Annotated in this window: 12 protein-coding genes; 4 read left to right on the forward strand and 8 right to left on the reverse strand. The window is 73.1% G+C overall.

All coding sequences use genetic code 11. The annotated features are described in order from the left end of the window. Positions 1-127: 127 nt before the first annotated feature. Positions 128-1,171: a hypothetical protein gene (locus AB0A74_RS40565; protein ID WP_358258240.1), complete on the reverse strand. Its 1,044-nt coding sequence runs from the start codon at positions 1,169-1,171 to the stop codon at positions 128-130. Between the two features lie 193 nt (positions 1,172-1,364). Between AB0A74_RS40565 and AB0A74_RS40570 the strand changes: the two genes are divergently transcribed. Beyond that, the gene (locus tag AB0A74_RS40570) at positions 1,365-1,754 is read left to right on the forward strand and encodes a hypothetical protein (RefSeq protein WP_358258242.1); all 390 of its coding nucleotides are present in this window, start codon (positions 1,365-1,367) and stop codon (positions 1,752-1,754) included. Between the two features lie 187 nt (positions 1,755-1,941). Then, a complete protein-coding gene (locus tag AB0A74_RS40575) occupies positions 1,942-3,216 on the forward strand; it encodes a hypothetical protein (RefSeq protein ID WP_358258244.1) in 1,275 nt (424 codons plus the stop codon). 74 nt (positions 3,217-3,290) lie between these two features. Here AB0A74_RS40575 and AB0A74_RS40580 read toward each other — a convergent pair whose 3' ends face one another. Further along, a complete protein-coding gene (locus AB0A74_RS40580) occupies positions 3,291-3,479 on the reverse strand; it encodes a hypothetical protein (protein ID WP_358258245.1) in 189 nt (62 codons plus the stop codon). A 112-nt stretch (positions 3,480-3,591) separates the two neighbouring features. Between AB0A74_RS40580 and AB0A74_RS40585 the strand changes: the two genes are divergently transcribed. Further along, positions 3,592-3,966, forward strand: coding sequence for a CBS domain-containing protein (locus tag AB0A74_RS40585; RefSeq protein ID WP_358258247.1), 375 nt, complete (start codon positions 3,592-3,594; stop codon positions 3,964-3,966). 145 nt (positions 3,967-4,111) lie between these two features. Here AB0A74_RS40585 and AB0A74_RS40590 read toward each other — a convergent pair whose 3' ends face one another. From AB0A74_RS40590 to AB0A74_RS40600, 3 genes are all read right to left on the reverse strand, one after another. After that, positions 4,112-6,757 (reverse strand): HAD-IC family P-type ATPase, encoded by a 2,646-nt coding sequence (locus tag AB0A74_RS40590; protein ID WP_358258249.1) that lies wholly within the window; start codon positions 6,755-6,757, stop codon positions 4,112-4,114. A 25-nt stretch (positions 6,758-6,782) separates the two neighbouring features. Continuing rightward, entirely contained in the window at positions 6,783-7,646 is an 864-nt protein-coding gene (locus tag AB0A74_RS40595) for a universal stress protein (protein WP_358258251.1), read from the reverse strand. Positions 7,647-7,754: 108 nt separating this feature from the next. Beyond that, positions 7,755-8,117, reverse strand: a complete 363-nt coding sequence (locus AB0A74_RS40600; protein ID WP_358258253.1) for a MerR family transcriptional regulator — start codon at positions 8,115-8,117, stop codon at positions 7,755-7,757. A 106-nt stretch (positions 8,118-8,223) separates the two neighbouring features. On the opposite strand from AB0A74_RS40600, the gene AB0A74_RS40605 reads away from it, so the two are divergent. After that, positions 8,224-9,087 (forward strand): NAD(P)-binding domain-containing protein, encoded by an 864-nt coding sequence (locus AB0A74_RS40605; RefSeq protein WP_358258255.1) that lies wholly within the window; start codon positions 8,224-8,226, stop codon positions 9,085-9,087. Positions 9,088-9,123: 36 nt separating this feature from the next. On the opposite strand, the gene yicI is transcribed toward AB0A74_RS40605, so the two are convergent. The 3 genes from yicI to AB0A74_RS40620 form a co-directional block, all read right to left on the reverse strand. Continuing rightward, positions 9,124-11,442, reverse strand: a complete 2,319-nt coding sequence (yicI, locus tag AB0A74_RS40610) for an alpha-xylosidase (protein ID WP_358258257.1) — start codon at positions 11,440-11,442, stop codon at positions 9,124-9,126. 97 nt (positions 11,443-11,539) lie between these two features. Next, a complete protein-coding gene (locus tag AB0A74_RS40615; protein ID WP_358258259.1) occupies positions 11,540-12,820 on the reverse strand; it encodes a cellulose binding domain-containing protein in 1,281 nt (426 codons plus the stop codon). 85 nt (positions 12,821-12,905) lie between these two features. Next, a partial coding sequence (locus AB0A74_RS40620) for a cellulose binding domain-containing protein (RefSeq protein WP_358258261.1) occupies positions 12,906-13,451 on the reverse strand: 546 nt, incomplete at its 5' end.

Consider the following 13,451-nt stretch of genomic DNA (forward strand, 5'->3'; position numbering starts at 1 on the left):
GGTTCTGTTTCTTGGGGTGGCGGTCTTCGTGGGGGCCGTTATTTCCTGCGCGCGCCGCGCGGGGGCGCCGCCCGGCTCGGCCCCGCGGGGGCGACCGCGTGCGGTCCCGGTGCCGCGAGTCCGGTGATCACGCCTCGGAAGGGCTGATCTCCCGGGCCAGGCGGACCGCCAGCGACAGGTTCGCCGCTGCCGCCTCGGGCGTGCGGCGGCCGTACCCGCACGCCGCGGCGACGCCGGCCACCGGGCCGCCGAGGGCGTCCACGACCAGGTCCAGCGCCGCCCGGCTCTCCCGCGGGTGGTTCTCGGCCACGACGCCCGCGATGACCCGCACACCGCGCCGCAGCCGGCGCAGGGCCCGGTAGAACTCCGGGTCGGTCGGCGGCGCCGCGTCGCCGGCGGTCACGGGCAGGTGCACGGTCGGGACCGGCAGCCTGCGGTCGGACTCGTGGTCGGCCAGGGCGTTGACGAACTCGACGGCCGGCTCCAGGTCGGTCGGCACGAACACCGGCACGTGCCCCAGGTCGCCGTAGCACAGGTGCAGCACCCACCGCCCGTGCGGCACGGTGTCCAACACCCGCGCGACCTCGCCGACCAGCAACTGCGTGAGGCCGGGCCACCCTTCGCGCGGCGTGCGGTGGTAGGAGACCAGCACGGCCGGCGTCTCCAGCTGGAACTGCACCCGGTCGCCCCACCGGGCGGCGACCTGCGCGACCTCGCCGTTCATCGCCTCCCGCACGACCGGCAGGTGCCGCAGGGCGTCCTCGACCGAGCCGAACGCGAACAACGCGAGGTCGAACGCGTTGGGCACGCCCACCTGCAGGCGCAGCCGAGAACCGGGGCGCAGCGCGTCCAGGGCGGCGAAGGCGTCCTCGACGTGGGCCGGCATGCCCCACGCCACGTCGCCCGGCGCGAGGTGGTGGCCGGGGCGCAGGCGGTAGGTGGGCATGTCGTGGTAGCCGGTGCTGGCCCCGGTCCGCACCGGTTCCAGCGCGGGCACGGTCGCGAGGCGGTCCAGCCAGTCGATGATCCAGCGCGGGTCGCGGTCGCAGGGCAGGCCGGTCAACGGCGCGTCGTCGCTGTGGCGCAGGAACCACTCCATCGCCGTGGCCGGTTTGTCGCACAGGGGTCCGGGGAGTGAGCCGACGAGGTGCACGGGCGTTGGAGTGCGCATGGGGTGACCGCCTTCTTCGTGGTGACAGCGGCCATTCTGGGGTCACGACCGTCTCAATAGGACGGAAGACAAGATCATCCATGCGATTGTGTGACCCGGTTCCGACGGGTGCGTCACGCGCCGTGGTCCCCGGTGGCGCGCGGATCGGGCGGCCACTTCCGGGCGTCCCTCGGTATGGTCGCTCGCGGGGGTGATGGCGGTGGACACGCTGTTGTGGGTGCTCCAGGGGGTCATGGCTTTCCTGACCGTCCCCTCGGGGTTGATGACCGCCCTGCGGCCGGCGGCACGGGAGTACCTGCACGGGGAGGCGGTGCGGCTGGGCGGTCCGAGCCCGGTCGAGCGCCTGGGCGGGCTGCTCGTGGCGGCCTGCGGGGTCGCGCTGCTGGTGCCCGGGTTGGTCGGCCGGGCGACGGTCCTGACGCCCGTCGCGGCGCTGGCGCTGTTGGTGCCGGCGGTGGTCGTGCCCACGCTGAAGGTGCGGCGTGGTGACATCGGACCCGGCTTCTGGCTGTTCGGGGTGCTCTACCTCGCGGCGGCCCCGGTCCTGGTCGCCTGGGGCCGGCTCGGCCCGTACCCGTTGTGAGGGTTCGTCGACACTTTCCGTGACCGTTTGGAATGTGGTGGTCACCCGCTGAGATCAAGTTCCTCCGTGTACCGTGCTGCGCACTTGCGACTACCACGCTGCGTATTCGATTCGACACGGTATGTGAGGACTGTTCGTGGTACACGACTGCGCGACGCCGCCCGCTGCGCGCACACGCTTGAACCAGGTGCTGCCCGAAGCCGCTGCCGGCGAGGTGCCGCGCGGGCAGCGGGTCGTGGGTCACGTCGGTGCGTTCATGGGCTCGATGGCGTTCCTGTTGCTGCTCCCGGCGGGGCGGTCGCGGCTGGAGCACCTGTGGGCCGAGGACGGTCCCATGTTCATCCGTGACGCTGTTGTGCATGAGTTCGGGAGGAACCTGGTCACTCCCTACGGCGGCTACCTGCACACGGTTCCGCGGTTGGTCGCCGAGGCCGCCTCGGTGCTGCCGTTGGAGTGGGTGCCGGTCGTGTTCGCGGTGTCGGCGGCGGCGGTGCGGACGTCGGTCGCCTTGGTGGTGTTCGCCGCCTCCGGCGCCTACCTGCGGTCGTTCCCGCTCCGGTTCGCGCACGCCGCGTTGGTGGTGGTGCTGCCCGTGGGCAACACCGAGCCGTTGAACAACCTGACGAACCTGCACTGGTTCCTGCTCTACGGCGCGTTCTGGGCGCTGTTGTGGCGGTCGGCACCGCGTCTGCCGATGGCGGTGCTCGTGGTGTTCGCCGCGTTGAGTGGCGCGTTGGTGTTCTTGTTGGCGCCGCTTGCGCTTCTGCGTTTGGCGCTGCCGCGCAGGACGGTGCCGGTCGCCCTGCTCGTCGGCCTTGCGGTGCAGGGGTTGGCGATGGCGACCACGACGCGGTTGCCGTACTCGGACGACCGGTACGAGCCCGTCGATGTGGCGTTGGCGGCGTTGTTGCGGGTGCCGTTGGCGGGGCTCACCGGCTCCGAGCAGGTCCACCGGCTGTACCCGGCGTTCGGGCACTGGCCGTTGGCCGTCGCGCTGCTGCTGACCGGTCTGCCGGTGGTCGCCGCGCTGCGGTGGGGCGGTCCGGCGGCTCGGCTGGTCGCGGTGTACGGCGTGGTGTGCGGGGCGGTCGTCATCACGATGTCGTTGAGCATGAACTGGGTCCACGTGTTGAGCGCCCAGTTCCCCGGAGTCGTGATGACCGCGCAGCGCTACAGCGTCCTGCCGTGCCTGTTCCTGTTCACGGCCATGGCCGTGGGACTGGACGCGGCCTCCCGCGGCCGGTCGGTGGCACTGGCGGCACAGGTCCTGCTCGGCGCGATCGTCCTGACGGCGGCCGTGCTCCACGTCCGGGACGGCGCGGGGCTGTTGCGCGGCACCCCGTGGCGTCCGGGCCTGGAGCAGGCCCGCGAGCAGTGCGCCGCCGGCGCGCCGGAGGTGCGGCTGGACCAGGAACCGGACGGCTGGTGGCTCTTCCTGCCGTGCACCCACCTTCGGGCGTGAGACCGGGACCAGCCGGCGCACCACGGTGAAGGTGGTCGCCCGTCTCGACCACCCAGACCAATCGTCGTGGCCCCTCAACCGATCCGGTCGTCCAGCATGCCGGGGCCGAAGACCTCGTAGCGGATGCGGTGGTCGGGGAAGCCTCGGCGGAGGAGGCCGGCGCGGATGTGGCGCATGAACGGGACGGGACCGCACAGGTGGGCGGTCGTGTTGTGGTCCAGAGGAGGGGGTTCGGAGTTGACCTTGTCGCGCGGCACCGTCACCGGACAGGGTCCAAGGTCCCGCGCGGACCGGGCCCGGCGGGCCTGGCTTCGGGGCCTCCGGACGGTGTCCGCGCCGACCGTTCGGGTGGACCCTCGGGGGAGGAGGTGTCCCATGCGTGCTCAGGACGTCATGACCAGCCCGGTCGTCGCGGTGACCGCGGACGTGCCGATCCGGCAGGTGGCCGCGCTGTTGGCGGACCGCGGGTTCACCGCGGTGCCCGTGGTGGACGTCGCGGAGCGGTTGGTCGGGATCGTCAGCGAGGAGGACGTGGTGCGCGGCGGGTACGTCGAGGGCGCCACGACGGCGGGCGGGGTGATGACCACCCCGGTGCTGTGCATGGACCCCGACGCGCCCGTCGCCATGATCGCCCGCGTCATGCTGGAGGACCACGTGCGGTGGCTGCCGATCGTGTCCGACCACCGGCTGGTCGGGGTCGTCACCCGCCGGGACCTGCTCCGGGCGATGGCGCGAACCGACCGGCCCTGACCGACCGACCCTGACCGAACGGGCCCGGACCGACCGGCCCTTCACCGACCGGCCCTTCACCGACCGGCCCTTCACCGACCGGCCCTTCACCGACCGGCCCTTGACCGACCGGTTCCACCCGGCCGGTCAAGGGCCGAAAACCGCGCTAAAGCGCAACGGATCGCCGACGGACGAACGCCTTGCGCGCCTCCTCCACCCACAGCACCGTGGACGCGGTGCCGGCCGCCAGCAGCCAGTCGCCGAACGTGAGTGCGGTGGTGCCGAACAAGTCCTGGGCCAGTGGCACGTGGACCGCGCAGGCCTGGAGCGCCAGCACCGCCGCCAGTGCCGCCCACAGCCGCCAGTTGTGCAGCAGCAACGGGCCGAAGGCCGACGCCCGTTCGTCGCGGACGTTGAGGATGTTGCCCACCTGGAAGAGCACGAAAGTGGTGAACGCCAACGTTTGCGCGGTCGCGGTGCCCCGGTCCGCGCCGTGCTGGAACACCAGCAGGGTGCCGACGACCATCACCGCCGCGGTCGCCGCGATGCGGGTCAGGCGGGCGCTGGTGAGGATCTGCGCGCCGGGCGGGCGCGGGGGTTCGCGCATCACGGACGGGCGCGCGGGTTCCAGGCCCAGCGCCAGCGCCGGCGGGCCGTCGGCGATCACGTTGATCCACAGCAGCATCAACGGTGTCAGCACCACCGCGTCGCCCAGGAAGAGCACCGAGCCGGCGACCATGGTCAGGATCGCCGCCACGTTGGTGCCCACCTGGAACCGGACGAACTTCACGATGTTGTCGTAGATCGTGCGGCCCTGGCGGACCGCGCCGACGATGGTGGCGAAGTTGTCGTCGGTGAGGACCATCGCGGCGGCTTCCTTGGCCACGTCGGTGCCGGTGACCCCCATCGCCACGCCGATGTCCGCGCCCTTGAGCGCCGGCGCGTCGTTCACGCCGTCGCCGGTCATCGCCACGACCTCGCCGCGGCGCCGCAACGCCGCCACCACGCGGATCTTGTGCTCCGGCGCGACCCGGGCGAACACGTCGTTCGTCTCGACGGCCCGGTCCAGGCCGTCGTCGTCGAGCCGGTCCAGCTCGCCGCCCGACATCCCGCGTCCGGTGATGCCGAGGGTGCCGGCGATCGAGGTCGCGGTGGCCAGGTGGTCGCCGGTGATCATCTTCACGTCGATGCCCGCGCTGCGGCACTCGGCGATCGCCGCCCGCGCCTCCGGGCGCGGCGGGTCCAGCAGGCCGACCACGCCCACGAGCACCAGCCGGGACGGCACCTCCGGCGTCGGGTCGGCCTCGGCGGTCTCGCCGACCGCGACGCCGAGCACCCGCTGCCCCCGCCCGGCCATCCGGTGCAGCTCCTCCTGCACGGCCGCGCGCCGCCGTTCGTCCAGTGGCACGTCCCCCTCGGCCAGCCGCACGTGGGACGCCATGTCCAGCAGCACGTCCGTGGCCCCCTTGAGGTACACGCGCATGCCCGTGCCGTGCCGGTGGAAGGTCGCCATGTACTTCAACGCGGAGTCGAACGGGATCTCCGCGACGCGCGGGAACCCGGCCCGCACCGCCTGCACGTCCACCCCCGCCTTGCCGGCCAGCGCCAGCAACGCCCCCTCGGTGGGGTCGCCGACCAGCACGCCGTCACGCACGACGGCGTCGTTGCACAGCACGGCGGGCAGCAGCACGTCCCGCAGGCCGCCCACGGGCCCGCCGTCCTCGGCGGTGACGGTCCCGTCGTGGCCGTAGCCCTCGCCGCTGACCGCGTACCGGCGGCCGGCGTGCCACAGCGTGCGGGCGGTCATCTGGTTCAGCGTCAACGTGCCGGTCTTGTCGGTGCAGATGACCGTGGTCGCGCCGAGCGTCTCCACGGCGGTCAGCCGCTTGACGATCGCGCGCCGCCGGGCCATCCGGCGCATCCCGAGGGCCAGCGTGACCGTGACGACTGCGGGCAAGCCCTCCGGGATGGCCGCGACCCCGAGCGCGACCGCCAGCGTGATGACCTCGCCGAGGCTGCCGCCCGTGGCCAGCCGCGTGACCGCGACGAGCAGGACCGCCGCGCCGGCGAGGTAGGCCAGGCGGACGCCCAGCCGGTCGAGCTGCCGCTGGAGCGGCGTGCGGGTGGTGTCGGTGCGTTCGAGCAGCGCGGCGACGTGGCCGATCTCGGTGCCCATGCCGGTCGCGGTGACCAGCAGTTCGCCGTGGCCGCGGGTCAGGGTGGTGGACATGTGCAGCATGCAGGACCGGTCGGGCAGCCCCACGTCGGCCACCGGCGCGACGGACTTGGCCACCGGCGACGACTCCCCGGTCAGGCCGGACTCGTCCACCTCCAGGTTCACCGCCGACACCAGCCGCCCGTCCGCGGGCACCCGGTCGCCGGCCTCGACCAGCACGACGTCGCCGGGGACGAGCCGGTCGGCGGGCACCTCCACGACCACGCCGGCGCGCCGGGCCTTGGCGGTGGGGCTGAGCATCCCGCGCAGCGCCGCGACCGCCTGGTCCGCCCGGCGTTCCTGGACGAAGCCCAGCACGCCGTTCAGCGCCAGGACGACCCCGATGACCACGGCCTCCTTGTAGGAGCGCTCGACGGCTCCGGCCAGGGCCGCCGCGATGACCAGGACCAGGTTCAACGGGTTGGCCACCTGCGCGGCCAGCGCCCGCCACCACGGCCGGCCCGGCGGTTCGGCCAGCCGGTTGGGCCCGAACCGGGCCAGCCTGAGGTCGGCGTCGGCCGGTGCCAGGCCGCGACCCGGGTCGGCGTCCAGCGCGGCGGCCACGTCGTCGGTGTCCGACCGCCAGGGCGCGGTCACGGAGATCATGGTGTCGTCACCGGGCTCAGTGGTGCGGGACCACGACGACGGGGCACTCGGCGTGGTGGACCAGCGCCTGGCTGGTGGACCCCAGCAGCAGGCCGCGGAACCCGCCGCGCCCGCGCGAGCCGACCACGACCAGCGCCGCGTCGCGGGAGTGCGCCACCAGGGCGTGGGCCGGCCGGTCGCGGGTCACCACGAGCCGCACCGCCACGTCGGGGTGCGCCGCGCGGTGCGGCTCGACCTGCCGCTCCAGCACCTCCCGCTCGGCCGCCTCGATCGGCTCCCAGTCCACGGCCAGGCCCTGGTGCCACGCGGTGTCCACGAAGACGTCGGACCAGGTCCGCACCGCCACCAGCTCCGCGCCCGTGGCCGCGGCCTGGGCGAACGCGAACGCCAGCGCGGCTTCGCCGGCCGCCGACCCGTCCACGCCCACCACGACGCCCGACCCGGTCTCGGCCCCGCGCACGACGACGACGGGGCAGTGCCCGTGCGTGGCCACGGCCACCGCGATGGACCCGACGAGCAGCCCGGTGAACCCGCCGAGCCCGCGCGAGCCCAGCACCACCAACTGGGCCGACGCCGACCGGCCGACCAGGTCCTCCGCCGCGCCCCCGGACGCCAGCTCGGTGGTCACCGCCAGGTCGGGCGCGACGCGACGGGCCTCCTCGGCGGCCTCGGCCAGCCACTGCCGGCCCTGCTCCAGCACCGCCTCGTGGTACGTGCGGGGCAGCGCGATCGGGTCCGGCACGCGTGCGGGCACCAGCAGGCACGCGTGCACGACCGACAACGCCACCCCGCGCCGCCGCGCCTCCCGCGCCGCCCACCGCACCGCCGCCGTGGCCGACGACGACCCGTCGACCCCCACCACGACCGACTTCTCCGCCATGCCCTGTTCTCCCCGTGCTCCGAACCACGCCCACCGCTTGGGCTCGTCACCAGTCTTTTCGCACCGGTTCCGAAAATCCGTGGTCGGAGGTCACGAACGGACAGGGCCTTACGTCCCGGGGGATCGTTCGGTGGCGTCGATGTAGTCGGTCAAGGCCTGGCGGGAGCGCATGAGGTCGGCGATCTGCTCGTCCAGGGCGCGTCGGCGGGCGCGCAGCCCGGCCAGCAGTTCGGGGCACGGTCGCATGGTGGGGACCGGGCCGGTCGTGCACGGCAGCACGAAACCGATCTCCTCGGTCGTCAGCCCCGCCGCCAGGAGCCGCCGGATCTGGCGCACGGTCACGACCGCGTCGTCCGGGTACTCGCGGTAGCCGCCCGCGGTCCGGCTCGGCGCCAGCAGCCCCTGCGCCTCGTAGTAGCGCAGTTGGTGCGTGCGGACGCCGGTGCGGCGGCTCAGTTCCCCGATCAGCACCCCGGCCTCCCCTTGACCTTCATACCGGTGTGAACGCCCAAGATCGGCTCATCTGTTCCGACGCGCCCGGTGGGGGTCCGAAATGCCGCGACACGAAGAGAACCCGGTGACGGTCATCGGTCTGGGGCCGATGGGGCAGGCGTTGGCCGGGGCGTTCCTGCGCGCCGGGCACCCGACGACCGTGTGGAACCGCACCGCCGCCAAGGCCGACCCGCTCGTCGCGGCCGGGGCCGCGCTCGCCGGGTCGGTGGAGGAGGCGGTGGCGGCCGGTGGGCCGGTGGTGGCCTGCGTCTCCGACCTCGCCGTCCTGCGCCGGCTCCTCGACCCGGCCGCCGACGTCCTGGCCGGCCGGGTCGTGGTGAACCTGACCACGGGCACGTCGCGGGAGGTGCGGGAGACCGCCGAGTGGGTGGCGGGTCGGGGCGCCGCCCACCTCGCCGGGGCGATCCTGGCCCTGCCGCGGGACATCGGCACCGGAACGTCGCTCGTCCTCTACAGCGGGTCGCCCGAGGCGTTCGAACGGCACGCGACGACCCTGCGCGGCCTCGGTGAGGGCGCGGTGCACCTCGGGGCCGACCAGGGCCTGGCCGCGCTGTACGCCGCGGCCGGCGTGACCCTGATGTGGAGCACCCTCAACGGTTTCCTGCACGGGACCGCGATGCTCGCCGCGGCGGGCGTGGACGCCTCGACGTTCGTGGAGTTCGCCCGGCAGAACATCGCCACCACCGCCGGGTGGCTGCCCGGGTACGCCCGGCAGGTCGAGGAGGGCTCCTACCCCGCCCCGGACGCGACGGTCGAGTCCCACCTGGCCGCGATGGACCTCCTGGTCCGGGAGAGCGAGACGTCGGGGGTCGATGCCGGGCTGCCGCGGTTCGTCCGGGCCGTGGCCGAACGCGCCGTCGCCGCGGGGCACGGGCGCGACAGCTACGCCGCCCTGGTCGAGGTGTTCCGCCGACCCGCGCAGCCCTGACGACCCAGCCCACGCAACCCTGACCGCCGGGTTCGTTCAGCGCACGCCGCGCACGGTCACGGCGTCGCCGCCCACCTCGACCAGCACGCCGTCGGGGTGGGCGGCGACCTCGCCACCGACCGCCTCGACCGAGCCGGCCCCGACCGAGCCGGCCCCGACCGAGCCGGCCCCGACCAGCAGCAGCCGCCACCGCGACGGCGCGCCCTCCGCCTCCACCCGCACTTCGTCGCCCGCGCGGACCGTGCGGAACGTGGTGCCGCCGACGACGGTCACGTGCGACCCGTCGGCCAGTTGGTACGCCCGCAGCGTGACGCCCTCCGCGTAGTCGTAGTCCGGGCGGTCGTCCACCGCGCCCACGGGCAGGATCGTGTCGGGCCGCACCAGGACCGGCGCGGTCAGGAAGTCGCAGCGGTCGCGGACCCAGCGCGGGCCGTGCACGACCTCGCCGGTCAGCAAGTGCGTCCACGCGCCCTCGGGGACGTAGTACGACACGTCACCCTCATCGGAGAACACCGGCGCCACCAGGAGGTCGTCGCCGAGCATGTACTGGCGTTCGAGGTGCGCGCAGCCCGGGTCGTCCGGGAACTCCACGACCATCGCCCGCATCATCGGCACGCCCTCGGCGGCGGCCTGCCGCGCCGCGGCGTCCAGGTACGGCATCAGGCTGAGCTTGAGCTTGGCGAACCGGCGCAACACGTCGACGGACTCCTCGTCGAACAGCCACGGCACCCGGTAGGACCCGCTGCCGTGCAGCCGGCTGTGCGAGGACAGCAACCCGAACGCGATCCACCGCTTGAACAACGCCGGCGTCGGCGTCCCCTCGAACCCGCCGATGTCGTGGCTCCAGAACCCGAACCCGGACAGGCCCAGCGACAGCCCGCCGCGCAGGCTCTCCGCCATCGACTCGTAGGTCGCCTCGCAGTCGCCGCCCCAGTGCACCGGGAACTGCTGCGACCCGGCGGTGGCCGACCGGGCGAACAGCACGGCGTCGTCGCGCCGCTTGCGCAGCACGTCGAACACGGTCCGGTTGTAGAGGAACGTGTAGTAGTTGTGCATCCGGTGCGGGTCGGACCCGTCGTGGTAGACCACGTCGGTCGGGACGCGCTCGCCGAAGTCGGTCTTGAAGCAGTCCACGCCCTGGTCCAGCAACGCTTCCAGCTTCGCGGCGTACCACGCGCGCGCCGCCGGGTTGGTGAAGTCCACCAGCGCCATGCCCGGCTGCCACAGGTCCCACTGCCACACCTCGCTCGTGGGCCGCCGCAACAGGTAGCCGTGGGCCGCGCCCTCGGCGAACAGCGGCGACCGCTGCGCGATGTAGGGGTTGATCCACACCGACACCCGCAGGCCGCGGTCGCGCAGCCGCGCCAGCATCCCCTCCGGGTCGGGGAAGGTGCGCGGGTCCCACTCGAAGTCGCACCAGTGGAACTCGCGCATCCAGAAGCAGTCGAAGTGGAACACGCTGAGCGGCAGGTCCCGCTCGACCATCCCGTCGATGAACCCGGTCACCGTCGCCTCGTCGTAGGAGGTGGTGAACGACGTGGACAGCCACAGCCCGAACGACCAGGCCGGCGGCAACGCGGGCCGCCCGGTCAACGCGGTGTACTTGCGCAGGACCTCCCGGGGCGTGGGCCCGTAGACGAGGAAGTACTCCAGCGACTGCCCCTCGACGCTGAACCCGACCTTGGACACCGCCTCCGAGCCGACCTCGAACGAGACGTGCCCCGGGTGGTTGACGAACACCCCGTACCCGGCGTTGGTCAGGAAGAACGGGACGTTCTTGTACGCCTGCTCGCTGCTGGTGCCGCCGTCGGCGTTCCAGACGTCGACGGTCTGCCCGTTCTTCACCAACGGCCCGAACCGCTCGCCCAGCCCGTACACGGCGTGGCCGACGCCGAGCACGAGCTGCTCGCGGACGTGGTGCACGCCGTCGAGCGTCATGAACCCGATGCCCTTGGCGCCACTGCTGGTCAACAGCCGCCCGTCGGCGGTGAAGTCGACCCGCCACTCCGCTCCCCGGCGCACCCGGACGGTCAGCGAGCCGGAGGTCAACGCCACCCCGGCGTCGTCCTCCACCACCTTGGCCGCGTGGGCGGGGTCGGCGGAGAGCCCGAACGACGGGCGCTCGGGCGCTCCGCCGGCGAAGTGCGTGATCCGGACCCCGACCACGTCCGGCATCGGCGAGCTGAGCCCGAGGGTGACCATCGGGCCCTTGAGCATGTCCCCGCGATGCCGGACGGGGTGGGTGGCGGCGTGCACCACGACCTCGCCGTCGCCGGCGGTGACGTCGTGCACGCCCGTCGGGTGGGCCGCCTCGACCCCGGGCCGCAGCAACCAGTAGCCGTCACTGAACTTCACACGCCGCTCCCGCCTGCGATGTCGAAGCGCTTCGACTCAACACCGTAGGAGAGCGGACGAGTGGTGCGCAATCCGCTGGGCTGCTCGGGTGAAGCGCTCAAATGCCCTTCTTCGACACGGTCCACGGGTACTTGGCGGCCAGGCCCGACGGGTCGAGGACGTACGCGCGGGCCGTGGGGTTGGCGTTGAGGACCATGTCCAGGAAGTGCACGACCGTGGTCATGCCGTCGGTCATCTGGCTGCCGGTGATGAAGCCGACGTGGCCGGCCTGCGGCTGCCGCGCCAGCACCGCCGGCACGGTGACCAGGTCGTAGTTGGCCTGGGTGTTGGCGTAGGCGATGTCGGACGGGCCGCCGTCCATGAACAGGACCGGGGTGTGCAGCTTGCGCAGCTCGGTGCGCGGGTAGCCGAACGCGCCGTCGGCGAAGAAGCCGCTGTTCAGCGAGATCACGGTGGACACCCGGCTGTCCTGCGCGGCGACCAGGGCCTCCAGGCCGCCGCACGAGTGGCCCGCGGTGGCGACCTTCCCGAGGTCCAGGCGCCGGCTCAGCGGTGAGGCCGCACGGTCCTGTTCCCGCCCGGCCCACGTGATCGCGTCGGTGAGCAGGGACGGGATGGGCGACCCGCTGGGCACGCCGTTGGGCGAACCGTCGACCGACCCGGTGTTGACGACGACGAAACCCTTGGACGCGATGAACGTCAACGCCCGCGTCACCTCGCTGTTGTCCGTGTGCGCGCAGGCCCCGTTGCCGAACGCCAGCACGGGCATGGGGCGGCCGAGGGCTTGCGGGTTCGTGGGGCGGAACACCGTGAAGCGGTTGTCGCCGTAGGCGCCCTCGCGGGTGACCGCGAAGTTGTTCTCCATCATGGGGCGGTTCGGCGACGGGGTGGTGGTCGTCGTGGTCGTGGTTGTGGTTGTGGTTGTGGTTGTGGTTGTCGTGGTTGTGGTGGTCGGCGACCCCGTGCACGCGACACCGTTGAGGGTGAACGCCGGGGGCGTCGTCGGGCGGGCGCTCGTGGTGGCGTTGAACCCGAACGACACCGCCGCGCCGGTGGCGATCGCGCCGTTCCAGGCGGCGTTGGCCACGGTCACCTGGTTGCCCGACTGGGTGTGCGTCCCGTTCCAGGACTGCGTGATCCGCTCGTCGCCGGCGAAGGTCCACGACAGGCGCCACCCGTTCACGGGGTCGCCCAGGTTGGTCACGGCGACGGTCGCGCCGAACCCGCCCGGCCACTGCGAGCCGATCGCGTAGTCGACGCGGCAGCCGGCGGCGGCGGACGCGGACTGGGACCCGACGAGCGCGGCGGTCGTCGCGGTCAGGGCCACGGCGGCGGCGAGGACGGCCGCTCGCCGGGCGTGGGATTCCGTTGTGCGCACAGCATCTCCTTGCTATCGCGGCTGGTCCTGGGCACGCCGAGCCGGCGGCCGGACGGCTTGCGCCCGACCGCCGGATCGGGGTGCGTCAGCGGGCCGAGCAGGTGGGGGACAGGGCGCCCGCGTTCCCGTCCGCCTGGAAGCCGAACTCCGTGGAGCCGCCGGCGGGGAGCGCGCCGTTGTAGGCCACGTTGGTGAACGTCACCGTGCCGGAGTTGCCGCTGCGCCCGGAGTTCCACGAGTTCACCACGGTCACGCCGGACGGCAGCGCCACCGACGCCGACCAGCCGTTGACCGCCGCGGACCCCGCCGTGACCTTGATCGTGGCCACGAACCCGGTGTTCCACTGGTCGAGCACGGAAACCGTTGCGGTGCAGCCACTTGGGGGCGGCGTGGTGGTCGTCGTGGTCGTCGTAGTGGTGGTGGTGGTGGTCGTGGTGGTGGTGGTCGTCGTCGTGGTCGAGGACGGGGGAGCGGCGTTCAGGGCGTTGAGGACCGCCGTGTAAGCGGGCTTCTTGTTGCCCGAGCCGTCGAACAGCAGCGGGGTGCCGTAGGAGCGCCAGGAGTCGGTGTCGCGGATGCCCCAGACGGTGATGCCGGTGCATCGGGTCACGGCGAGGCAGGCCTTGGTGAC

The organism is Saccharothrix sp. NPDC042600 (assembly GCF_040647305.1).
Lineage (GTDB): Bacteria > Actinomycetota > Actinomycetes > Mycobacteriales > Pseudonocardiaceae > Actinosynnema > Actinosynnema mutabilis.